We start from the raw sequence: 25,240 nt of genomic DNA, 5'->3' as shown, positions 1-25,240 counted from the left end.
TTAAAGGAGATGTATACTTTGGAAAGCTGCTATCTTAGTTTTGATGCAGGATCACAAAGCGTAAAAGTGGCTGTTTATACTGAAACTATGCACTGTGTCGCAAAAGCATCCAATCAGACAACGATGAGCTGCCCCCAGCCGGGATGGGTGGATATGGATGCTGATGAATACCTATCCTTGACTAAATTGGGAATTAAACAATGTATTGAGCAATTGCAAACTGAGGGCATTGATCCTAGTCTAATTAAAGCCATTATGGGTGACGGAATTATTTGTGGAATTGTTGGGGTTGACGAGAGAGGGAAGGCGATTACTCCTTACATTAATTATTTGGATTCTAGGACTCAAAGCGATGTAGAAGCTTTAAATCAATTGGATCTGGATATTTGGGGCAAAGAGACAGGCAATGCTGAACCATCTTGCATGTTTCCTGCTTTGCATGCCAGGTGGCTGTTGGCTAATAATAAAGCGTTTCAAGAAAGGGGCAGAAAGTTTGTCCACAATGCTCCTTACATTCTTATGAATTTGGCCGGTTTAGACAGCCGTGATGCTTTTATTGATTGGGGAACAATGTCGGGCTGGGGTCTTGGTTACCGAATTTATGATAAAGAATGGTCCGATGAACAATTAGCTCTTTTAAAGATTGATAAAGCATATCTGCCGAAGATTGTAAAACCTTGGGATATTATTGGTGCCTTATCGGAAGAGGCAGCACAAGAAACTGGATGTCCAGCAGGTATCCCGATTTGTGCCGGAGCAGGAGATACAATGCAGTCCATGTTAGGAAGCGGAATTATTGAAGCGAATAAGGCTGTTGATGTGGCAGGAACATGTGCTATGTTCTGTGTTTCTACCACTGGAATAATCCCGGAATTAAGTAAAAAAGGAAGCGGTTTGATTTTTAATAGCGGAACATTGAAAGATACCTATTTTTATTGGGGATTTGTTAGAACCGGAGGTTTAGCCTTGCGCTGGTTTAAGGATAATCTTTGTCAAAAGGCTGAAGATGATAAATATTATCAATCGCTAAGCCAAAAAGCGGAAAAAATTCCGCCTGGATGTAATGAGGTGATGTTTCTACCATACTTAACCGGCGGATACGGTGAATGGGCTAATATTAAAGGTTGTTTTTTAAACATGAATTTAGATACGGACCAATTTGTTTTATGGCGAGCTGTCTTAGAGGCAATTGCTTATGATTACATGGAAATTACAGATACTTACAGAAATGCCGGGATTGATATTAACAGAATAACTATTACAGAGGGCGGGAGCAGAGATAATCTGTGGAATCAGATTAAGGCCGATGTTATGCAAAGTGAAGCTATTACGTTGGAAATTTATGGTGGAGCCGTACTGACAAATTGTCTAATTGCGGCTTATGCGACAGGAACGATCGAGGACTTGCCAACGACACTTGTTAAGAACATAAAAATATCTAATCGATATAGTCCAAATTGCAGCAATTCAACAATCTATCGAAATCGCTATAGACAGCAAAGAGATATATTAAGAAAGTTAGCTAACAGTTGATAAGAGAGCCCAAAACAAACCTACATACCGGAAAATAATAAGAACAATTGAAATTACCTCTCTTTATAGTAAAAGAGAGGTAATTTGTTGTTATCTTACTTGGTGACAAACGGTTATAACTTGAATATCTTGTATTGTACCATAATTTACTATATTACAAGAATGGAATGAGGGTGAAGCACCAATGCCGTTAGGTAAAATGAATATATTTGGGAATCAACAAGTCCAAATGATGCCTCAAGGAACTCAAGGCTACCAAATGCCGAATGGTTCAGGGCAATTTGACCGGACACCATTATTAGGCCGAGGACTGCAAAGATTTGCACCTAAGTTCGGGCTTCCGGGTGGTTTGCTTATGCCACCAGGATTTTCCCAGCCAACAAATAACTTTGGAGGCGGTCAGGCTGGAACTATGCCAGGCGGGATGATGGGAGGAAATGCAAATTGGGGTCCTGGTCCACAAGCTGGAGGGCAGGGGTACGCTGCTCCCGGTTATCCGCCGCAAGGTTTCCAGCAAAATCAGGCGCTCCAGCAACCAATGATGCCGCAATCCCAAGGGTATCAACCACAAGGGTATCAACCACAAGGTTATCAACCCCAAGGTTATCCGCCCCAAGGTTATCCAACCCAGGGATATCCAAATCCCATGATTAATCAAGGGTACGGAGGGCAGATACCTGTTCAGCCTGCCTGGGAAAGCCCCAAAAAAGGCGGAATCAAAGGATTTATCAGTAATCTTCTGTCAAAGAAGAAATAATTAATGATTTATGGCGGCTCCTTAAGATTAAGAAGCATTAAGGCTATTTTCGCTTATGGTGGAGTGCGATAGCCTTCTTGTTATTTTTAAGAACAAATTTGCACTGATAGTCATTAAAATGGACAAGGAGTTTAGAAAAAAATCGTTGTCATAGGTGGGAGAGAGTCCTCCTTCGCCGCTAAGTATTCCTATTGGGAAAGGCGGCTCGGCAATAATGTCCACTGGACATTATTGTATCTGAAGCCCGATGTTCAGCTTTAGCTGAACGAGTTCACTTCAATCTTTAACGTTCTAAAAGTAATATACCTTAATACCTGCCGAAAAGATCATTGACCAAAGGGCAAAATCTTGTGAGTATCCGAATTGTTTCATGATTCATAAACTACTTTAAGTGTGAGTTTATGAGGACCGCGAAAGAGGGAGATCAAATGAAGACGGAAGTTTTAAAAAAGGTCTTGACAGATATTCTGGGATCTCTGATCGCTCAGGATAAGACCATTGATAATAATACCAGGCCGGATGATGGCCATAACGTCGTGAAGATTGAGGATACCGAAGAGATGCTGGTGATTAAGAAAGTATGTCAAGATTTTGCCAAAGCCTTAACCGAACGCAATTATGAATCTTTAGATGGAAGGGCCGAATATCATCTATATACAGTAGACCATCTTATTAAACTGGTTAAGAACAATGATGAAGAAAACACCATCAAAATCCTTACAGACAATAAGATTAAATCTAAATATGAAGATTGTGAGTTTCTCTCAATTACTTTGAGCGAGAATCGGCAGGAAGCAGAGGTGGTTTATAACGTAAAAACGTGTGTGATCAGTGCTGAAGACAAATACTTTAAAGAACTAAACAAAAAGAACAATAAGAAAAATAGAATTGTGAGAGGTACCCCTTTCAGCACTGGCTATACTCTGTTAATAAAAAAAGAGAAGGGAACCTGGAAAGTGGATAATTTTGAAGCTTCAGAGGAAAATATAAAGATGGAATAGGAATTATTCGTTCAAAAATGGTTAATGATATAGAACAGTATAATAACTAAAGGACAGCAAGGTATTAATATCAGGTTGAAATTATGTCAAAAGTATAACTAAATAATTTGAGAGCAGAGGTTTAAAATCAAACCTCTGTTATTAATTACCTGTAATGACATATATTTAAATTACATAAAAATTTTAATTCTTTTATATAATAAACATTCTTTTTTATTATATCTTATATAAAAATAAGTGATAACTTATATAGAAAAATTATAGGAAATAAAAAATTTTATATAAAAATTAAATCAAATAATATTTATTTTTAAAAATAAATAGAGTAAACTTATAACTGAGGAAGGAGGGTTAAATCCCAGTTATAGGCACCAATAATCAAAGAGATGATTTCTTACAAACGATTGTCATAAAGAAAGGAGCTACTTAGTTAATGAATTTATTGCGAAAAAAATCTATCACCAAGCTTATTTTGGAATCACAGCAAAAAAGTGGCCTCAAGAAAGCCTTAGGCGCACTGGATCTTACTGCTTTGGGTATTGGTGCTATTATTGGAACCGGAATTTTTGTCTTAACAGGTGTAGCAGCAGCTGAGTATGCCGGGCCAGCATTGGTTTTATCGTTTGTTATTTCCGGAATTGCCTGTGCCTTCGCAGCTCTGGTCTACGCAGAATTCGCTTCAATGGTTCCTGTGGCCGGGAGCGCGTATACTTACAGTTATGCTGCTCTTGGTGAATTTTTTGCTTGGATCATCGGATGGGATCTAATGCTGGAATATGCACTAGCTTGTAGTACTGTAGCCATTGGCTGGTCAGGGTATTTTGTTAAGCTGCTGCAAGGTTTAGGCATTAATTTGCCTGCCTGGGGCACTTTGTCAGCGGGTTCGGGAGGACTAGTCAACATCCCTGCATTATTAATCGCTCTTCTGATTACTTGGCTTTTATCCCAAGGAGTTAAAGAAAGCACCAGAGTTAACAATATTATCGTTGCCATCAAATTATTTGCCGTCTTAGTCTTTATTGTAGTATCGATATTTTATGTTAAGCCTGCTAACTGGCAGCCTTTCATGCCTTATGGTTGGAATGGAGTGTTCAGGGGGGCCGCTATTGTTTTCTTTGCCTATATTGGTTTTGATGCTGTTTCGACTGCAGCGGAAGAAGTTAAAAATCCTCAAAAGGATTTACCGCGTGGAATTATCGCTTCTTTAATTGTTTGTACTGTTTTGTATATCATTGTAACAGCTCTTTTGACCGGCGCTGTTTCTTACACGAAATTAAATGTTTCGGCCCCTATTGCCTTAGCATTGCAAGTAATGCATCAGAATTGGGCTGCCGGAATCATTTCCATAGGTGCCCTTGGAGGTATTACGACAGTACTGCTTGTTATGCTCTATGGGCAAACTCGGGTTTTCTATGCAATGTCTCGTGATGGCTTACTTCCGAAAATCTTTAGTGAGACCCATCCGATTCATAAAACTCCTAATAAAAGCACTTGGTTAACAGGTATTATTGTAGCAATAGTAGCCGGATTAACTCCAATCGATGTCCTTGCGGAAATGGTCAATATCGGTACCATGTCAGCTTTTGTTTTTGTCTCAATTGCGGTTATTGTTTTACGTAAATCCCAGCCTGATCTGCCGCGCGCTTTCCGGTGCCCGGGAGTACCTGTCGTCCCACTATTAGCTGCCGCATTCTCTTTATTTCTTATGTTTAAACTACCTGGAGCTACCTGGATTCGTTTCTTTGTCTGGTTAGTCATTGGTTTGGCTATCTATTTCTTGTATGGGTATAAACATAGCAATTTAAATAGAGAAGCAAAGGTCGATGTTGACTAAGAGAATGATATGGCCAGATAAAAGTCTGTGAATTAATGGTTTTAAGGTACCCTGATTGGGTACCTTTTTTGCTAGAAGATTTGCAAATATTAATTCGTCGGAGCTATAGGCTAGTGTAATGTACAATCTCAACAGAATTATATGTAAAATTTCACAAAGGTAGAATTTTTTAAAAATAAAATATATAATAATAATATAATGTATAGACAAATATTTTGATTTGGAGGTGACGTGCTTCCTGTTTTGAAAAGAGAAAAGGAAACTCGTTGAAGAACGACCTGAAATGGAGGTAGATTAATCTTGATAATTATTGGCGAAAAAATTAACGGCGCTATTCCTTCCGTGGCTAAGGCGATTGCCGGCAAAGATGCCGAATTTATTAAAAACCTTGCTAAAATTCAAAGTGAAGCCGGTGCCAATTTCATTGATGTTTGTGCATCTGTTGAAGACAGTCTTGAACTTGAAACCATTAAATGGCTTATTGATTTGGTGCAAGAGGTTACAGATACCCCTATATCTATAGACAGTCCTAATGCGCGTATATGTGCAGAAGCTATCAAATTTTGTAATAAGCCAGGCCTCATAAATTCTGTATCCATGGAAGGTGACAAGATTGAACTTGTCTTCCCTCTCATTGCTGAGACAAAATGGGAATGCGCTGCCCTCTTGTGTGACGATACTGGGATACCTCAGACGGGTGAAAAGCGTCTGGAAGTGTTTGCAGAGATTATGAAGAAAGCGAAAGAGTATAATATTGCTCCTTCAAGAATACACATAGATCCTTTAGTGCAAATGCTTTGCACTTCAGAAAATGGCATTCTTACGATCATGGATGTTATCAAAGAAATTAAGAAGCAGTATCCGGACATTCATGTAACGGGTGGTGCCAGCAACATTTCCTTCAATCTCCCTGTCCGAAAACTCGTTAATCAAGCCTTTATTGTCTTATCGATGAGTTCCGGTATGGACAGTGCGATCCTTGATCCGACGAACAAAGATCTAATGGGTATGCTCTATGCAACAGAAGCCCTTCTGGGCATGGACGAATATTGCATGGAATACATTGGTGCATATCGAGAAGGAAAATTTGGTGTTAAGAAGTAATAATCAGTGAACTCGGCACCACCACTTATAGAAGTGGTGACCTTAAAGTCTGAATAAAAAATAAGGGAGGAATTCGGAATGTCGAAGATCGAAGAAGTAAAAGCAAATGTCGAGAAAGGTAAAGCTAAAATTGTACCTGGTTTGATACAAGAGGCTTTAGATGAAGGAAACGCAGCGGAAATTATCCTACAGGCCATGATTGACTCGATGGGAGTTGTCGGTGACCGCTTTTCCGCCGGAGATATTTTTGTTCCTGAAATGTTGATGGCTGCTAAAGCAATGTCCAAAGGGGTTGAAGTCCTTAAACCCCATCTCGTAAGCGATAACACCTCCTCGCTAGGTACCTGTGTTATTGGTACTGTTGAAGGTGATCTCCATGATATCGGTAAAAATCTTGTCAAAATGATGCTTGAAAGTGCCGGCTTTAAAATGGTTGACCTCGGCGTAGACGTTTCAGCATCTAAATTTATCGATGCCGTCAAAGAAAATGAAAATGTTACCCTGGTGGCCTGCTCAGGGCTTCTTACAACAACTATGACTGCCATGAGAAGCACTATTCAAGCACTTAAAGACAGCGGTTTAAGCGGATTTAAGGTGATTGTCGGCGGTGCGCCTGTAACCGCTGAATATGCTGCTGAAATTGGCGCCGATGGTTTTGCACCTGATGCAGGAAGTGCAGCAGTAAAAGCTCAGGAATTGGTAAAAGGTTAAGACAACCTAAAATAAAAGGGGGGTAACATATGTTAACGAAACGACAAAATTTACTGGAAACGATTAAAGGTGGAAATCCAGATCGATTTGTTAATCAATACGAGTTTATGGAGATAATCTTGGAAGTTCCCTCGAAACTTATGGCTGAACCAGGAACTGAGTTCAAGAATGATTGGGGTATTACGTTCAGATGGCCGGAAGGCCAGTTGGGACAGTTCCCAGTCCATGACGAGGAACACAAAGTATTAAAGGATATTACCGAGTGGAGAAACTATGTTAAAGCTCCTGTTATTAATAATTCGGATGAAGCTTGGGCTGCAGCTGTTGCTCATGCTAGTTCCGTTGACCGCAAGGATCAATTCGTAACCGCCTTTGTGGCACCAGGCGTCTTTGAAATGTGTCACCATCTTATGAGCATGGAAGATGCTTTAATGGCGTTATATGAAGAACCGGAGGCTATGCATGAACTCATTGATTACCTGACGGAATATGAGTTGAACTATGCCAAAGTATTGATCGACCGTCTCCATCCTGATGCTCTGTTCCATCATGATGACTGGGGCAGTCAAAAATCTTCCTTTATATCCCCTGCTATGTTTGAGGAGTTCTATCTGCCTGCTTACAAAAAAATATATGGATTCTACAAACAAAACGGAGTGGAGTTAATCGTTCACCATAGTGATTCCTATGCGGCTAATCTCGTACCTTTTATGATTGAAATGGGAATTGATATTTGGCAAGGAGTTATGACAACTAACAATACGCCTGAGCTTATCAAGAACTACGGCAAGCAGATTACCTTCATGGGGGATATTGACAGCGGTGTTGTTGATTTCCCAGGATGGACACCTGAAATCGTTGCCAGAGAAGTTGAAAGAGCTTGTAAAAACTGCGGCAAGTTGTACTTCATTCCTAATTTGACTCAGGGTTTGAATTTTAGTTCTTTCCCAGGTGTCTATCAATGTGCCAGTGAAGCTATTGACAAAATAAGTAAAGAGATGTTCTGAAACGCTTAGCCTCAAAACAACCCAGGCTGAAAAGAACTTTTTTCAACCTGGGTTATACTGCTGAATTGAAGGGAGAGGCTGATTGTGAACCCTGACATGGAAAAGCTGACGTTACTGGCAAAATCCCTTGGAGCAGCACACGCGGCAACTATCGACGTTGCGGCTATTCAATTTAATGAAGACTTTAGAACTCAATGTGAGCAAAATGTCTGCGGAAGTTTTAATAAAAACTGGATGTGTCCTCCTGCCGTCGGATCGATTGCTGAACTAAAGGAGAAGGTTCTAACGTTTAGGCAAGGATTACTCTTCCAAACTGTATATCAGTTAGAGAGTTCCTTTGATTGGGAAGGTATGCAGGAAGGAACCTCAGAACACACTAGGATATTTCGAGAACTATGGGACAAGCTTAGGCGCACGTTTGCTTATAAGAAACTGCTCCCATTGAATGTTGGTCCCTGCACTTACTGCGGCAGATGTGCTTTTTTAGATAATCTAGAGTGCCGATTTCCAGAAGAAGCTGTCTGGTCTGTCGAAGCCAGTGGGATCGACGTTATTGCCTTAGAAAAGAGTTGTGGAATTCCTTACAATAATGGTGAGAATACTATTTCCTGTGTAAGCCTTATTTTAGTTGAACCATAGTGATTAAAGAAATGGGGTAAAAGACATGAAAAGTGATATCGAAATAGCCCAAGCAGCGGAAATGAAACCAATCACAGAGATTGCCCAAAAACTTGATTTGACAGAGGATGATATTGAGGCTTACGGCAAGTATAAAGCTAAAGTTAGCCTTGATGTTTGGAATCGTCTTAAGGATAAGCCTGATGGCAAGCTCATTTTAGTAACGGCTATTAATCCTACCCCAGCCGGAGAAGGAAAGACGACAACAACCGTAGGACTAGGGCAAGCCCTTTGGAAAATGGGCAAGAAAGCCATGATTGCTATTCGCGAACCATCCCTCGGACCATGTTTTGGTATCAAAGGCGGAGCTGCCGGCGGCGGCTATGCTCAAGTGGTTCCTATGGAAGATATTAATCTTCATTTTACAGGTGATTTTCATGCCATTACCTCGGCTCACAGCCTCTTAGCTGCCATGTTGGATAATAGCATTCAGCAAGGCAACCCCTTAAATATTGATCCTCGTCAGATTGTCTTCCGCCGAGTTGTAGATATGAATGACCGCGCCCTGCGCAAAATTGTGATAGGCTTGGGCGGCAGGACAGAAGGGGTTCCCCGCGAGAGCGGCTATGATATTACGGTTGCTTCTGAAGTCATGGCGGTTCTTTGTTTGGCCAGTGACCTTATGGATCTCAAAGAACGTTTTGGCAAGATTGTCGTGGCCTACACCTATGATGGCAAGCCGGTAACGGCCCACGATCTCGAAGCGGAAGGGGCCATGGCGCTCTTAATGAAAGATGCCATTAAGCCGAATCTTGTTCAAACGTTAGAAAATACACCGGTATTTATTCATGGCGGGCCCTTTGCTAACATTGCCCATGGCTGCAACAGTATTATGGCAACAAAACTGGGTCTCAAGTTAGTAGATTATCTCGTTACTGAGGCCGGTTTCGGCGCTGACCTCGGCGCTGAAAAGTTCTTTGATTTAAAGTGCCGGTTTGGCGGCTTGAAACCAGAGGCTGTTGTTATTGTGGCAACGGTTAGAGCTTTGAAGATGAATGGCGGTCTCGCCAAAGATCAGTTGGATACTGAGGATTTGGGAGCCTTAGGGCGAGGGATTGTCAACCTTGAGAAACATATCGAAAACATGGCTAAATTCGGTGTTCCTGCTGTAGTAGCAATTAATCGCTTCCCAACAGATACCGAGGCAGAGCTGAGTTTAGTCCGTAAGAGATGTCAGGAGCTGGGTGCGGAGGTGGCCCTTTCTGAAGTCTTTATGAGCGGCGGAGATGGCGGAGTTGAGCTGGCTGAAACAGTTCTTCGCGTGCTGGAAGAAAAAGAGTCGAACTTCAAAGTCCTTTATGAATTAGATTTGCCTATTGAAGCCAAAATTGAGAAGATCGCTAAAGAGATTTACGGGGCCGATGGTGTTATATTTGATAAAGCAGCTCAAAACTCTATTAAGAAATATGTGGAAATGGGTTATGGAAATTTGCCCGTTTGTATGGCCAAAACACAATACTCTCTCTCAGATGACGCTTCACGTCTGGGACGTCCGACAGGATTCACGATTACCGTGCGTGAACTAAGGCTTTCTGCCGGAGCCGGATTCTTAGTGGCAATTACAGGAGCAATCATGACTATGCCAGGATTGCCCAAACGTCCGGCAGCGACGAGAATGGATATCGATGTTAACGGAACAATTACAGGATTGTTCTAAGCTCGAGTTTGCACACTTATTTTCTAAAACCTTTCGTTTGTACCTTTCCATTATTGGAAGGGTACTTTTTTTGCGAAGATACATTTTTGCTTCAGCTTTAGCTGAACGAGTTCACTAATCACTAGTATTCTTATAAGAATTCCGATATACTGTATCATTAAAAGCACGAAGTAGTTTAACGAAGAATAGGGGGGGAAGGATGACATTTCAACAGCTCAAATATGCCATTGAAATTGCAAACTGGGGCTCGATTAATGAAGCCGCCAAGCGATTGTTTATATCTCAGCCCAGTCTTTCCATGGCCATCAAAGAATTGGAAGAAGAGCTTAAGATCACTATTTTCGAGCGGACTAACAAGGGAATTAATGTATCTGTGGAGGGAACGGAATTTTTGGGTTATGCCCGGCAGGTTATAGAACAAATAGAACTGTTGGAAAACCGGTACCTGGATGCTAAGCCATCTCCTCAACATTTTTCGGTTTCAACTCAGCACTATGCTTTTTCAGTTAATGCCTTTGTAAATCTGATCCAAAAATACGCTTTAGAAGACTATGAGTTTACCTTAAGGGAAACAAAAACTTATGAAATTTTGGACGATGTAAAAAATCTCCGCAGTGAAATCGGTATCCTCTATCTTAACGACTTTAATAACAAGGTCATTAATAAGCTTTTGAAAGAAAGCAATCTGGAATTTACTGTTTTATTCCAAGCACAGCCTCATGTTTTTATCAGCGCTAAAAATCCGCTGGCCAAGCAAGCAAACGTTAGCTTAGACGATCTGGATCCTTACCCTTGTCTATCTTTTGAACAAGGGCAATATAATTCTTTTCATTTTTCTGAGGAAATTCTCAGTACGTTAACCCATAAAAAGAATATTCGCGTGAGTGACAGGGCAACACTCTTTAATCTCTTGATTGGTTTAAACGGCTATACCATTTCCACCGGCGTTTTAAGTGCAGACCTTAACGGCAATAACATTATCGCCGTGCCCTTGAATATTGACGAGACAATAACAGTAGGCTGGATTTCGCATAAGAATGTAACACTTAGCAAGCTGGCAGCTGCTTATGTGCAGGAATTGGAGAAGGTAATTCAAGATTATCACTGATTCTAAGAACAGAAACCCTATGTGACAAGTTTGAGTAAGAAATGGCTTGTTATAGTTTTAAACTATAACAAGCCATAGTTTTTTAGAGTTACTTTATATCCATTGTTCGATGGTATAGTAAATCTAATCGAGAAACCTTTCTTGCAAGATTGGGTGTATTTATCTAAATGTAAGAGTCCCACTTCTAGTAAGTGGGAGCGGTATTCCCATACCTTACTTCGGTAGAGGTAAGTCCATTCTTTAGCGCGACATCATTTATCATGGGCTAGGCGCTTTCAGCGAAAGTGTCCGCAGGACACTTTTGTCACTGAAGTCATAACGGTAAGCTAAAGCTGAAGCTGAAGCTGAAGAGTTCACTTCATAGTTATAACATTCCGTTGCAGATATAATGATCGAGGAGGTTTACAGATGAGATACAATATTGAGACTTATTTAAAGGATAGAATTCTTGTTTTAGATGGAGCCATGGGAACCTGCATCCAGGGATACAATTTACAGGAACCGGAATTTAGAGGAACGTGTTCTTGTCAGAGAAACCAAAAAGGGAATAATGACCTGCTAAATCTTACTCATCCTGAGATCATTCAAGCAATTCATGGAAGCTATTTGGAAGCCGGCGCCGATATAATCGAGACAAATACCTTTAATGCCACAAGAATATCTCAGATGGACTATGGGATGGAGGAAAAGATCTATGAACTCAATCATCAGGGGGCAAAGCTGGCGAAAGCCCAGGCCGATTTGTTTACAGAGATTGACCCAAGCAAACCGCGTTTTGTAGCCGGGTCAGTGGGACCGACCAATAGAACAGCGTCTCTTTCCCCGGATGTTGAAAACCCAGGGTTCAGAAATATAAGCTTTGACGAACTTGAATTCGCTTACCGAGAACAGATCGCAGGTCTTGCCGACGGCGGAGTGGATATTATTATAATCGAAACGATTTTTGATGCTTTAAATGCTAAAGCTGCAGTTGTCGCAGCTCGAAATATTTGTGAGGAAAAAGGTATCATTTTGCCCGTATTTATCTCGGGAACAATTGCTGATAAAAGTGGCCGCATCTTATCCGGACAAACCCTGGAGGCCTTCGCTCACACTCTTAGGGGAGAGGGGATTCTTGGTATAGGGTTAAACTGTTCTTTTGGTGCCAGGGATCTTATTCCTTTCTTAAAATACCTGTCAAAATCGCAAGATCGATATATAAGTTTTCACCCTAATGCCGGTTTGCCTAACTCACTGGGGGAGTATGAGGAACGTCCGGAAGAAACAGCAGCTCTAGTCAGGAAATTAGCAGAAGAAGGACATTTGAATATTGTTGGGGCCTGCTGTGGTTCCACACCTGCCCATATTAAAGCGATCAGTGAAGCTGTAAAAGGAATCAAACCAAGAAGAATTCCTCTGCTCGAAAAAGAGACGATATTTTGCGGATTGGAAGCTATAGCCATTAAGAAAGAAAATAATTTTGTCAATATTGGGGAAAGAACGAATGTATCCGGATCAGCGAAATTTGCCCGCTTAATCAGAGAGAAAAACTATGAGGAAGCGTTAGCAATCGCTAAGGAACAGGTACAGAATGGGGCTCAAATCATTGATATAAACTTTGATGACGGACTTCTTGATGCTCAACATGAAATGGATCGTTTTCTCAAGCTTCTTGCCGCTGAACCGGAGATTTCCAGAGTTCCGGTGATGATTGATTCCTCGAGATTTGAGGTCATCGAAGCTGGTTTAAAGGCCATTCAAGGAAAGGCTGTTGTTAATTCCATCAGCCTGAAAGGCGGAGAAGAGGAGTTTATCCGGCAAGCGGCGTTAATAAAAAAGCATGGCGCAGGCCTAGTCGTGATGGCATTTGACGAGCAGGGGCAGGCTGATACTTTTGAACGGAAAATAGCCGTTTGTCAAAGAGCCTATAATTTATTGGTGAATAAGGTGAAGTTCCCCCCAGAAGATATCATTTTTGATCCGAATATTTTAGCCATAGCCACAGGCATTGAAGAACATAATAATTATGCGCTCGATTTTATTAATACCGTAAAATGGATTAAAGATAATCTTCCCTCTGCCAAAGTGAGCGGAGGGGTAAGTAATTTATCCTTCTCTTTTCGAGGAAATAATACCATCAGAGAAGCTATGCATTCTGTGTTTTTATATCATGCTATTGCTGCCGGTCTGGATATGGCGATTGTTAATCCTGGTCTGATTCAAATTTACGATGAAATCGATCAGGAACTTCTCCAAGCGGTCGAAGATGTCGTCTTAAACAAGATGCCTGATGCCGCGGAAAGACTCTTGTCTTTTGCGGAAAACTATAAGACGACGGGCAGAAACCAAACCGAGAATAATCTTGCCTGGAGAGAGCAAGACTGCGAACACCGGCTCATTCATGCTTTAGTCAAGGGTATCTCCGAATTTATTGATGAAGATGTTGAGGAAGTCAGAAGGCAATATGCCCGAGCTGAAGAGGTGATCGAAGGACCGTTGATGGAAGGCATGAAGATGGTCGGAAACTTATTTGGAGACGGTAAAATGTTCCTCCCCCAGGTCGTGAAGAGTGCGCGAGTTATGAAAAAGGCAGTCAGCTGTTTATTACCCTATATAGAAGCTGAGAAGAAGACAGGCGCAAAAAACTGCGCTGGAAAAATCGTGATGGCTACGGTCAAGGGTGATGTTCATGACATCGGTAAAAATATCGTTGCAGTGATCCTGGCTTGCAACAATTTTGAAGTCATTGATTTAGGGGTTATGGCTTCCACTGAACTAATTCTCCAGACGGCTCAAAAAGAAAATGCAGATATTATCGCCCTGAGCGGACTGATCACCCCTTCCTTGGAAGAGATGTGTCATGTGGCGGAGGAAATGGAACGGCAAGAGTTTAAGATTCCTTTGCTGATTGGAGGTGCCACAACGTCTAAAACTCACACAGCCTTGAAAATTGCCCCTAACTATTCAAGAGGTGTCGTTTATAGCGTTGATGCCTCGAAATCCGTAGAAATTGCCAAAAGGCTTGTTGATAGAAATACGGTCAAGGGCTATTTAAAGGAGATAGACAATGAATACCAAACGTTAAGAGAAAACTATGAGAACGCCAAAAGAAAGCTGCTGCCTCTCGCTGAAGCCAGGGAAAAGAAATTTGAGATAAATTGGAATGAAGAATCCATCAGGGTACCAAACCTTATTGGCACCAAATTGTTGAAAAATTATCCTCTGAGCGAATTAAGAGCCTATATCGATTGGTCTTATTTCTTTGTAGCCTGGGATATGGGAATGGCCTATCCTAAAATTATGGAAGATCCTAAATACGGTGATGAAGCCCGAAAGCTTTTGGCCGATGCTAACAAAATGTTAGACCTACTAGAGAAAGAAGAAATACTGACAGCCAATGCTGTTTGCGGTATTTTTCCTGCCAACTCTCAAGGCGATGATATTGAATTGTATCATCAAGGAAGGGTTACAACCTTCAATATGTTAAGGCAGCAAACCGTTGTCAACGATAAGGTCTATCGCTGCTTAGCTGATTATATAGCCCCCAAAGAGTCCGGCAAGACTGACTATTTAGGCGGTTTTATTGTCACGGCGGGTATAGGAGTCAAAGAGTTTGCCGAGAAACTTAAAGAACAAGGCAATGACTATGGAGCAATTATGGTGAAGCTTCTTGCGGATAGGCTGGCCGAGGCCTTCGCTGAGTTGTTACACTATCATGTCAGAAAGGATTATTGGGGATACGCTCCAGATGAAATGTCAGAACCTGAAACTTTATTTAAAGGATCTTATCATGGAATCAGGCCTGCTTTTGGCTATCCTTGTCTTAGAGATCATAGTGAAAAAGCCAAGCTGTTTCACCTATTAGAGGGAGAAAAAAATACGGGTGTCAGCTTAACAGACCATTATATGATGGACCCTGTGGCTAGTGTTTGCGGCTTGTACTTCAGTTCATACCAGGCCAACTATTTTGATATTCATAGAATTGATAAGGATCAAATGCACGATTACGCCAGACGTACCCAAAAGGATCTTAAAGAGCTTAAGAAAATGTTAGGTACCATTATTTAAGAAAGGTATAGATTTCTTCGCTATAACAGCCTTTTACTAAAGTAGAGTCCTCCTTCGCCGCAAGGTATTCCAGTTGGGAAAGGCGGCTCGGCAATAATGTCCACTGGACATTATTGTATCTGAAGCCCCGATGTTCTGCTTTAGCTGAACGTGTTCACTGAGCAGGCGGATTTTTTCCTAAAATAGGACAAAAATATTGTAGATAATTGTAGGAATGAATATAATAGACATATATTTTTGGAGCTTGGACGTATTATTGAGCCGTCCAACAAATTCTAGAAGGGGATAATGTAATGAAAGACTATAAGGTTATATTTCATATCGACGAAATGACGAAATGGAAACTGTTATTAACGAATGTAAGCAATTTATTAAAAGCATCGGGTGAGGATAATTATTTTGTTGAGGTCTTGGCAAATGCCGAGGCGGTAAAGTATTATGATCAAAATCAGCATGCTTTAGATTTTGATAATGATGTTAAGATCATGGAAAGCTTGAATCAACAGGGCGTCAAGTTTGCAGCCTGCCACAATGCCTTAGTGGCCAATAATCTAAAAAAGGATAATCTTTATGATTACGTTGAAACCGTTCCAGCCGGAGTAATAGAACTTGTTGTAAAACAAAATGAAGGATATTGTTATATAAAGCCTTGATTAATTATTGCAAATTAATGCTAGGTAAAGCAGAGTATTGCCATTTTTTACAAAAAATAATAATCGCCCACTGTGCTAACACCAATGAGTAATCACAGTGGGCGATTTTTTTATACGTTAAAATCCATAGTAAACTCGTTCAGCTAAAGCTGAACACCGTGGTTTCGGTGACGAAAGTGTAGAAGCAGAAGCAGGAGTCATATGATAGTGGATAAAACCATTATGATTCTCAGTTGCTCAGATAATTATTGAGCACAATTTTTTCTTCACCAGGAATATGCATTTTGGCAAAACGTTCGTAATGCCCCAGCGGCACCGTGGCATCAATCCCCATTTTGTCACTTATGGAATTTCTTGCCGAAGGATCCAGAAGATTGCCGGGCAGATCACGGGCGATAATAACGTCACGAGCCGCTTGGGTTCTAGTGGCAATAGCCCATTCGACGTCTAAATTATTAAAGATATTGATATCCTGATCGACGATTACAATATGTTTGATATCCTGGCTGCCGTTAATAGCAGCTAAAATAGCATTTTTAGGTTCTTCGTCTGATTTCTTAGCGATGGATACAATAGCATGGAAACGACAAGTACCTCCTGGAGTGAAACGAACATGCCTGACGCAAGTGACAGTCTTGCTCATTGTTTCAAATAAACCGCCCTCGCGGGGAATCCCTCCGATTAAAAAATGTTCGTTACTGGCGGGGACAATGGTGTGGTAGATCGGATTATTGCGCGTAGTCATGGCTGTAAGTTCAATCATGGGTTTGGGATATGAGGGAGTATAGGTTTTGGGGAATTCGCCAAAGGGTCCTTCCATATGACGAACATGGGGCAGCATTCGGCCTTCAAGGACAATCTCGGCCTGAGCGGGAACTTCGAGATTCACGGTCTCGCAGCGCACCATGGGAAAAGGTTGGCCGTAAAGTGCAGCAGCAACAGCAAATTCATCATAACCGAGTGGCACTTGCGCTTGGGATGCAAGCAGAGGAATAGGATCTACACCGATAACAATGGCAATATCCAGCGGGACGTTCATAGCTTCGGCTTTTTGATAAATCTGCCTCAGATGTCTAGGAAGCATGAGGATTCCTAGGTGTTTGGGAGAAAACATCTGTAAACGGTGAATAGAAACATTGCGTATGCCGGTTTCCGGATCTTTGGCTATCAGCAAGCCTGCGGTAATGAATGCTCCCCCGTCTTTTTCGTGGTGGATGACGATTGGTAAGCTCCTTAAATCAGGCTGCATTATTTTGCTTTTAACAGGTGCTTGACCCGGGGGGATTAATTGACACTGACCAGGATGGCCTTGGGCCCAGGCAAAATGTTCAGCCAGCTTTTCCTTGCGAACGCCGAGCGCCAGCGCAATAAGATCTCGGCTATGAGCTATATTTGTAACGACAGGGATATTTGAGCCGCGCACATGATTGAACTGAAGGCAATATAAACCATCCGCCTTTTTAGAGACAGCCGCTAATTCGTAACGGCGGTCGACCTCTCGATTGACATATTTGAGTTTGCCTTCTTGACGCAATTGATGCAGCCAGCTTCGTAATGAGTTAACCACCATAACATACTCACCTTTCTTTTGAGCAATGGGAGGTAGTCGAAGAGAATTTCTATAATTTAATTTCTAATTGATTATATGAAGATATTTTGAGTTCATCACAGATTCTGAAATTATAAAGCCATATCTATATTAAGGCATAAGTCGTTATCTCAACTTACTTTGTTACGAAAAGTCTTTGATCCATTTTTTAAGCCCCCCACTTCTAGTTCACTGAATCAAAAACTATATAATAATTAATTTTAAATTGCTGTCAAAATATTATTGACTTATATTTATAATAATTATAAAATAAAAACAAAACTATTCTGTTGTTTCTTACATATCCTACATCACATAATCTATTAGGAAGAGAAAGGGTGGATCATGATGTCTTGGAGTATTGTTAACTTTACAGGTGAAGAAATTATTAAGCTGGCGCTTGAAATGGAGAAATCGGGAAAGGAATTTTATGAAAAAGCTCTCTCCTATGCCCAAGATCTTCAACTCAAGGAGGTCTTAGCTTATCTCGCGAAGGAAGAAGAAAAACATTTAAAAGACTTTGAGAAATTAGGCGAAAGGCTTTCTAAGGAATTTATACCCAATGAAAGTTATGCCGGGGAATATGGAGACTATTTAACGTCAATTGTAAATAACCATATTTTTAACTTGAATAATGTTGAAGACCTGGTTAAAGGAATAAAAACCGATCTGGATATTTTGCGCTTCGCTTTGAGCTTCGAAAAGGACTCTATCATGATCTTTCAAGAGTTCGAAAACTTTGTTAATAATACAGGCAAAGATATAGTAAAAGACTTGTTGAATGAAGAAAAAGAACACATCAAAAAAATAAATGCCTTGTTTTTAATCAAGTAGAGAGGGCGGGGCGATTTCATTGAACGAAGATCAGAAAGCTGATGCAGCGAATTTAGCAAAACCTTATCAAGGTTTTTGGGAACGAGCAGCCCAATATATACCCGCCGATCGTCGTTTCTGCGACCCTTTGCATACATTGGCCTATGGGATTGATGCCAGCTTTTATCGTTTAATTCCCAAAATTGTTCTCAAAGTGCGCGATGCGGCGGAGGTCAAACACATATTGAATGCTTCCCTGGAATATAAGGTGCCTGTAACTTTTCGAACAGCAGGCACCAGCCTCTCGGGACAAGCAGTGACGGATTCTGTCCTCGTGGTATTGCAAGGGTCTTGGAGGGGCTGCTCCATCTTGGATGAAGGTAACAAGATAGCGGTGGAGCCAGGGATTATTGGAGCTGAAGCAAATCGCTATTTAGCTCAATATGCCCGAAAGATCGGACCTGATCCAGCATCAATTGATCATGCGATGATTGGCGGCATTGCCGCCAACAATGCCAGCGGCATGTGCTGCGGGACAGCAGACAACAGTTATCAAACTGTTGCGGAGATGAAAGTAATCTTCGGCGATGGAACTATGTTGGACACCGAAGATCAGAAATCTTGCTCGAGTTTTCTGGATTCTCATACTGTTTGGGTTAGCAAAATCCGCGAAATAAGAGCTCAAATCATGTCTGACCCTGAGCTTGAAGCTTTAATTCGCCACAAGTACAAAATCAAGAATACAACAGGATATAGTCTCAATGCTTTTGTGGACTTTGAAAACCCCATTGACATTATCAAACATCTCATGATTGGTTCCGAAGGAACGTTGGGTTTTATAGCAGAGATTACTTATCATACCGTCGTGGAGCATAAGCATAAAGCGTCTGCCTTAATCATCTATCCCGATATGGAACAAGCCTGCTTAGCTGTGCAAAAATTGGACAGACAAACAGTATCTGCCGCCGAATTAATGGACCGGATTTCTTTGAAAACTATGGAAGAAAAGCCTGGTATGCCTGAGTACTTGAAAACTCTTTCTCCGACAGCCACGGCTTTGCTTGTTGAAGTACGGGGTGCTGATCAAGAATCACTGCAGCAAACTATTACAACTGTGGAAGATCTGCTCAGAGAAATTCCGACCGTTTTGCCATTGAGTTTCACTGATGTTAAGGCTGAGTATGAGAACCTCTGGAATATTCGCAAAGGAATTTTTCCGGCTGTCGGCGCGATAAGAGCTTTGGGGACTGGGGTAGTCATAGAAGATGTTGCTTTCCCTAAAAAGAACCTTGCCGAAGCGACTTTGGCCTTGCGGGGAATTTTGGACAAGTATGCTTATCAGGATGCTATTATATACGGACATGCCCTTGATGGAAACCTGCATTTTGTATTTACTCAAGATTTCGGTCGTCCGGAGGATTTACCCCGTTATGAAGGACTAATGCGAGAAGTCAGTGATTTGGTTGTCAATCGTTTTGGCGGATCCCTGAAAGCTGAGCATGGTACTGGCCGCAACATGGCTCCTTTCGTGGAGGTGGAATGGGGGAAAAAGGCTTATGAGTTTATGAAACTGCTTAAAGCGACCTTTGACCCGGATAACCTCCTTAATCCAGGTGTTATTATTAATGACAATCCTAACGTCTATGTGGAAAATCTCAAAAATATGCCCCAAGCCCATAAGATTATTGATACCTGTACAAACTGTGGCTTTTGTCAAGATATTTGTACTTCTAAGAATTTAACCTTAACCCCAAGACAGCGGATTGTTGTGCAGCGAGAAATTCAGGAATTGCGCCGAACAGGAGCAGACCCCCAACGCTTATCTCGTCTGGAGAAAGACTTCGCCTATTCCGGCAATAAAACTTGTGCTGTCGATGGCTTGTGTGCAACGAGCTGTCCGTTAGGAATCAATACGGGGGACTACATTAAATTTTTGCGTTCTCAAGAGACAACAGCTAACAGCCGCAGAATTGCGGAAAGTCTAGCTAATCATATGACTGGTGTAACGGGAGTCATGCGTTTAGGGCTGGGTACTGTCCATGGAGTTCACAGTATTTTGGGCACGAAGCTGATGGAGGGTTTAACCCAAGGTGCGAGAAAGATTTCCGGGAACGCGATTCCTCTCTGGAACCCGTGGATGCCTAAAGCTGGCAGAGTTTCCTCCCTTAAGCATACCGGTGGGAAAGATGGGAGGAAAGTTGTCTATTTCCCCAGCTGTATCAGCCGTTCCATGGGAGCAGCCAAAAACGATCTTGATCAGAGGAGTTTGAGTGAGGCCATGCTCTCTGTTTTGGACAAAGCCGGTTATGAAGTGATTTATCCTCCCGCTATGGACAAACTTTGCTGCGGTATGCCTTGGGAAAGCAAGGGGTTTTTCGAGACCGCTGATCAGAAAAGCTCTGAGCTGGAGAAAGCGTTATTTGCAGCAAGTGAAGGAGGAAAATATCCTATTCTGTGTGATACAAGCCCTTGTTTATATCGAATGAAGCGTGTGATGCACTCGTTAAAACTTTATGAACCCGTTGAATTTATTCACGACTATTTGCTTGATCGTTTGACTTTCAATCAGCGGAAAGAAACAATTGCTATTCATGTAACCTGCAGTTCGGTGAAGATGAATCTGAAAGAGAAGTTTTATACTGTAGCCCATGCCTGTGCTGAAAATGTTATCATGCCCAAAGATGTTCATTGCTGCGGGTTTGCCGGAGATCGCGGCTTCACGTTTCCGGAACTAAATCGTTCGGCCTTAGCGGCTTTGAAAGATTCTCTCCCTGAAAACTGTCAGGCTGGTTATTCCAATAGCAGAACCTGTGAAATCGGGCTCTCCTATCATAGTGGTATTAGCTATCAATCAATTGTTTACCTTGTAGATAAGTGCACTAATCCACGCTGAATCTATATGCTTTAATAACAAGGGCGCTGCGAACAAAGTTTGCTATGCCCTTGTATTTTTTTGTTCATTAAAAATTCACATTAATTTTCATTACTTGTTCTCGCCTTGGAGTTACCCTAAGATCATAAAGAGATTCTTATTTCATTCCAACGAAGAGCAATTTTGCCAAAGATGTCATACATACGTTGGGGTAAAGCTCTATTGTTGGGACTGCCATCAGAAATGACGAAGGTTAGCTTACGAAAGTTATGGGCTTTTAAATTGAATAGAAGTAAGCTGATTCTGCTCTTATTTTGCATGATACCCTTGATAATTTTCAAGGGCTTTTTTCTTCGGAGTTGGGCCAAGGGATAGATCAAGGAACTTGTACATTATTATATTGTAAGAAGGAAAAGCTTTCATATGTATGAAGCGTTGACAAATAGACTAGGGGGGTATACTATAGGTTCATAGACAAAGGAGTGAATTCAATGAATGAAGATAAAGACATCCAATCGTGCGGGTGTTGCTCAGAGACGAGCAATGAAAATAACCGGACAAGTCATCACAGTGAAAAAACGATTAAAGATTTGTCTAACCGTATGAATCGAATAGAAGGTCAAGTTCGCGGCATAAAGGGTATGATTGAAAGACATGTGTACTGTGACGATATACTGAATCAAATCTCCTCTGTACAGTCCGCCTTAAATGGCGTTTCCAAGCTTCTGCTTGAAAAACACATGAAATCCTGCGTTCGCGAGCGTCTTGATGCTAACGATGATGAAGTTATCGATGAAGTCCTTAATACAATTTTCAGGATGATGAGATAGAGATTGAGATTGAGATTGAGATTGAGATTGAGGTGATCACTTATGACCAAAGGACAAGCCTTAAAAATTAACGTTCGGGGCATGACGTGCGAGCACTGCGTTAAGCATGTTACTAAAGCCTTGGAAGGTCTTCCCGGAGTGAACAATGTTCAGGTTTCTTTAAACGAAGAAAATGCCAGCTTTAACTGGGAACCATCATTAACTGATCGTGAGACTATTCACCATGCGATTGAGGAGGCAGGTTACGAGGTGGATGATCCGGAATTTAAAGAGGATTCCACTAAAATACCCGGTCAAGTTTCAGTGTATGGAATGACCTGTCAGCATTGCGTGAACCGGGTAAGTAAGGCCTTAGAAAAGCTGCCGGGAATGGAAAACGTACAGGTTTCATTAGACGATTCGAAAGCCAATTTCGATTACGATCCCAGTCAGGTAAATGAAACAGATATCCGGCAGGCGGTCGAGGAAGCGGGGTATTCATTGTCACCTCTACCGGAAGAGGATTTAAAGGAAAATGAGGGAGAGCAAAATCCTCCGCTCACCACCAACAAACCGACTGAAGATAAAGGAGAAAAGCTGTTTAAACTTACGGGTATGACTTGTGCCAATTGCGCTTTGACCATCGAAAAAGGTATTGGAAAAATGTCAGGCGTAACTCGGGCATCTGTGAACTTTGCCTCGGAAAAGCTGGCCATAGAATACGATCCGAACCTTGTGAAGACAGAAGACGTCGTAGCCAAAGTCAAAGATTTAGGTTATGGAGCTTATAGTGAAGGCGGAGAGGAAGGTAAGCAACAGTTTAAAGTCAATGGCATGACTTGCGCTAACTGTGCCTTAACCATTGAAAAGAAATTGAAGAACACACCGGGCGTAAACTCTGCCACTGTAAATTTTGCCACAGAGACCGTCAGTGTTGAGTATAACCCGAGTGTCATTAACCTTCAGGGAGTTTTCGAGCAGGTGAGGGATGCTGGCTATACTCCTGTTGAACAGAAAGGAGAGAACCGCGAGGATCAAACGGTTAAAAAGCAACTTTATTGGCTGATCTTCAGTGCTGTTCTTTCGGCCCCCATTATGCCTCTCATGTATCTCAAGATGAGTCAAACGAGTGTATATCTAATGTTTGTTTTGGCTACCATTGTTCAATTTACCGCCGGCTGGACCTTTTATCGGGGAGCCTACCATGCTTTAAAGAACCGTTCCGCGAATATGGATGTCCTGGTAGCTTTAGGGACAACAGCAGCCTACGCCTATAGTTTCATGACAACATTTCCCGGAATCTTCTTCAAAGGCCCCACGTTTTTTGATACCTCCGCTTTATTGATTGTGTTTATTCGTTTCGGCAAATATCTGGAAGCTAAAGCCAAGGGGCGCGCAGGGGAAGCCTTAAAACGACTGCTTGAACTCCAGGCCGATAAAGCAAGAATCCTCGATAATGGTGAGGAAAAGGAAGTTCCTGCTTCCAGCGTGAAAATCGGAGATATCGTCGTCATTAAACCCGGTGAAAAAATCCCCATTGACGGTGAAATCATCGAAGGTCAAGCCAGTATTGATGAAGCAATGATCACGGGGGAATCGATCCCCGTTGACAAAGGAGTAGGAGACCCGGTTGTCGGAGCCACGATCAACTCCTCAGGAACGATTAAGGTAAAGACAACGAAAACAGGCAAAGACACTATGCTTTCAGGAATCATAAAGATGGTTGAAGATGCCCAGGGAGTTAAACCCGAGATTCAGCGCTTAGCCGATACCATCGCGAATTATTTTGTTCCTACTGTTGTTTCCATTGCACTCGTTACGTTTTTGATCTGGTATTTTCTAATTCATAGCAGCTTTGTCTTCGCTTTAACAGCTGGAATTGCTGTACTTGTTGTCGCTTGTCCTTGTGCTTTAGGGTTGGCAACCCCGACGGCAGTAATGGTGGGAAGCGGCGTGGGGTTAAACCGAGGGATTTTATTTAAATCCGCAGCGGTGTTAGAAGGAATTTCTAAACTTGAGGCCATTGGATTCGACAAGACAGGTACGCTTACAAAAGGAAGGCCGGAAGTGACCGACATCATAGGTTTCAATGGTTATACGGAAAAAGACGTTCTTAAAGTGGCAGCAGCCGGAGAAAATCCTTCGATTCATCCTCTGGCCCAGGCAGTGGTTAGCCGGGCTAAAGATGAAGGTGCAGCCATCGAAGAAGTCCAGAATTATCGGGAAGAAAGCGGTCACGGAATTATCTGTTCTTACCAAGGCAAGCAAATGCTGATTGGAAATATCAAATTGATCCAAAAATATAACGCCAACTTAGGTTCTTCAGAGCGTGACTTCCAGCGTTTGGCTGAAGAAGGAAAAACCACAAGCTTTGTAGCGTTAGGTGGAGAAGTTATTGGCTTGATTGCTCTGGCCGACGTTCTCAAGGAAAGCACCAAAGAAGCCATTGTTCGTTTGCATGATTTAGGAATCAAGACGTTTATGATTACCGGGGATAATAACAAAGTGGCTAAGGTTGTGGGCTCTCAAGTGGGAATTGACGAGGTGATTGCTGAGGTTCTGCCCCAGGATAAGATTAATATCGTTAAAAAATTTCAGGATCAAGGGCTGAAGGTTGCTATGGTCGGTGACGGCATTAACGATGCACCCGCTTTGGCTCAGGCCGATATCGGCATAGCTATCGGTTCCGGTACAGATGTTGCGAAAGAAACCGGTGATGTTGTTTTAGTTCGGAATGACTTGCTTGATGTTGAGCGTGCCATTCGCTTGGGACGAAAAACTTTAGGGAAAATTAAGCAAAATCTCTTTTGGGCCCTGATATACAACACCATTGGTATTCCCATAGCAGCCGGCGTGCTCTATCCGATTACCGGTAAATTATTACCCCCAGAATGGGCTGGACTGGCTATGGCCTTTTCCTCCGTTTCGGTTGTAACAAGTTCTCTGCTCCTCAAAAACTATGATAAAAAGCTAGCGGCGTAAGTCTTGTATTGCGGTTTAAATTACTGCTAAATTTCTCTGGGTAAATCCAATCTGCCTGGAGATAATTATAAAACAATTAATTGGAG

Annotated in this window: 17 protein-coding genes; 16 read left to right on the top strand and 1 reads right to left on the bottom strand. The window is 41.8% G+C overall.

Going from position 1 to position 25,240, the window contains the following annotated elements; all coding sequences use genetic code 11:
- Positions 1 to 9: 9 nt before the first annotated feature.
- From DEAC_RS00230 to DEAC_RS00175, 12 genes are all read left to right on the top strand, one after another.
- Positions 10 to 1,533, top strand: coding sequence for an FGGY family carbohydrate kinase (locus DEAC_RS00230; protein ID WP_047808044.1), 1,524 nt, complete (start codon positions 10 to 12; stop codon positions 1,531 to 1,533).
- 184 nt (positions 1,534 to 1,717) lie between these two features.
- On the top strand, positions 1,718 to 2,290 hold the full coding sequence (locus tag DEAC_RS23785; RefSeq protein WP_053006229.1) for a hypothetical protein: 573 nt from the start codon (positions 1,718 to 1,720) through the stop codon (positions 2,288 to 2,290).
- Positions 2,291 to 2,718: 428 nt separating this feature from the next.
- Complete coding sequence (locus DEAC_RS00220; protein ID WP_047808043.1) at positions 2,719 to 3,291, top strand: hypothetical protein; 573 nt, start codon at positions 2,719 to 2,721, stop codon at positions 3,289 to 3,291.
- Positions 3,292 to 3,724: 433 nt separating this feature from the next.
- Complete coding sequence (bcaP, locus tag DEAC_RS00215; protein WP_047808042.1) at positions 3,725 to 5,125, top strand: branched-chain amino acid transporter BcaP; 1,401 nt, start codon at positions 3,725 to 3,727, stop codon at positions 5,123 to 5,125.
- A 300-nt stretch (positions 5,126 to 5,425) separates the two neighbouring features.
- The gene (locus DEAC_RS00210) at positions 5,426 to 6,229 is read left to right on the top strand and encodes a methyltetrahydrofolate cobalamin methyltransferase (protein WP_047808041.1); all 804 of its coding nucleotides are present in this window, start codon (positions 5,426 to 5,428) and stop codon (positions 6,227 to 6,229) included.
- A 78-nt stretch (positions 6,230 to 6,307) separates the two neighbouring features.
- Positions 6,308 to 6,940 (top strand): corrinoid protein, encoded by a 633-nt coding sequence (locus DEAC_RS00205; protein WP_047808040.1) that lies wholly within the window; start codon positions 6,308 to 6,310, stop codon positions 6,938 to 6,940.
- A 29-nt stretch (positions 6,941 to 6,969) separates the two neighbouring features.
- A complete protein-coding gene (locus DEAC_RS00200) occupies positions 6,970 to 7,947 on the top strand; it encodes a uroporphyrinogen decarboxylase family protein (RefSeq protein WP_047808039.1) in 978 nt (325 codons plus the stop codon).
- Positions 7,948 to 8,031: 84 nt separating this feature from the next.
- A complete protein-coding gene (locus DEAC_RS00195) occupies positions 8,032 to 8,586 on the top strand; it encodes a DUF2284 domain-containing protein (protein ID WP_047808038.1) in 555 nt (184 codons plus the stop codon).
- 25 nt (positions 8,587 to 8,611) lie between these two features.
- Positions 8,612 to 10,282 (top strand): formate--tetrahydrofolate ligase, encoded by a 1,671-nt coding sequence (locus DEAC_RS00190; protein ID WP_047808037.1) that lies wholly within the window; start codon positions 8,612 to 8,614, stop codon positions 10,280 to 10,282.
- Positions 10,283 to 10,481: 199 nt separating this feature from the next.
- Positions 10,482 to 11,390, top strand: coding sequence for a LysR family transcriptional regulator (locus DEAC_RS00185; RefSeq protein WP_047808036.1), 909 nt, complete (start codon positions 10,482 to 10,484; stop codon positions 11,388 to 11,390).
- A gap of 408 nt (positions 11,391 to 11,798) precedes the next feature.
- Positions 11,799 to 15,437 (top strand): methionine synthase, encoded by a 3,639-nt coding sequence (metH, locus tag DEAC_RS00180; protein ID WP_047808035.1) that lies wholly within the window; start codon positions 11,799 to 11,801, stop codon positions 15,435 to 15,437.
- Between the two features lie 293 nt (positions 15,438 to 15,730).
- The gene (locus DEAC_RS00175; protein ID WP_047808034.1) at positions 15,731 to 16,090 is read left to right on the top strand and encodes a DsrE family protein; all 360 of its coding nucleotides are present in this window, start codon (positions 15,731 to 15,733) and stop codon (positions 16,088 to 16,090) included.
- 229 nt (positions 16,091 to 16,319) lie between these two features.
- Here the strand turns inward: DEAC_RS00175 and DEAC_RS00170 are convergent, their stop codons facing one another.
- Positions 16,320 to 17,660 (bottom strand): UbiD family decarboxylase, encoded by a 1,341-nt coding sequence (locus DEAC_RS00170; protein WP_047808033.1) that lies wholly within the window; start codon positions 17,658 to 17,660, stop codon positions 16,320 to 16,322.
- A gap of 366 nt (positions 17,661 to 18,026) precedes the next feature.
- Here DEAC_RS00170 and DEAC_RS00165 point away from each other — a divergent pair, with 366 nt between their 5' ends.
- The 4 genes from DEAC_RS00165 to DEAC_RS00150 all read left to right on the top strand — a co-directional run bounded on the left by DEAC_RS00165 (position 18,027) and on the right by DEAC_RS00150 (position 25,154).
- The gene (locus DEAC_RS00165; protein ID WP_047808032.1) at positions 18,027 to 18,512 is read left to right on the top strand and encodes a ferritin family protein; all 486 of its coding nucleotides are present in this window, start codon (positions 18,027 to 18,029) and stop codon (positions 18,510 to 18,512) included.
- A gap of 19 nt (positions 18,513 to 18,531) precedes the next feature.
- On the top strand, positions 18,532 to 21,384 hold the full coding sequence (locus DEAC_RS00160; protein WP_053006228.1) for an FAD-binding and (Fe-S)-binding domain-containing protein: 2,853 nt from the start codon (positions 18,532 to 18,534) through the stop codon (positions 21,382 to 21,384).
- A gap of 470 nt (positions 21,385 to 21,854) precedes the next feature.
- Positions 21,855 to 22,193, top strand: a complete 339-nt coding sequence (locus tag DEAC_RS00155; RefSeq protein ID WP_047808030.1) for a metal-sensitive transcriptional regulator — start codon at positions 21,855 to 21,857, stop codon at positions 22,191 to 22,193.
- A 42-nt stretch (positions 22,194 to 22,235) separates the two neighbouring features.
- Positions 22,236 to 25,154, top strand: a complete 2,919-nt coding sequence (locus tag DEAC_RS00150) for a heavy metal translocating P-type ATPase (protein ID WP_047808029.1) — start codon at positions 22,236 to 22,238, stop codon at positions 25,152 to 25,154.
- Positions 25,155 to 25,240 lie beyond the last annotated feature (86 nt).

It is taken from the genome of Desulfosporosinus acididurans (assembly GCF_001029285.1).
Classification (GTDB): Bacteria; Bacillota; Desulfitobacteriia; order Desulfitobacteriales; family Desulfitobacteriaceae; genus Desulfosporosinus; species Desulfosporosinus acididurans.
The sequence above is the reverse complement of the archived record's forward strand: the minus strand, read 5'-3'. Positions and strand labels throughout refer to the sequence as shown.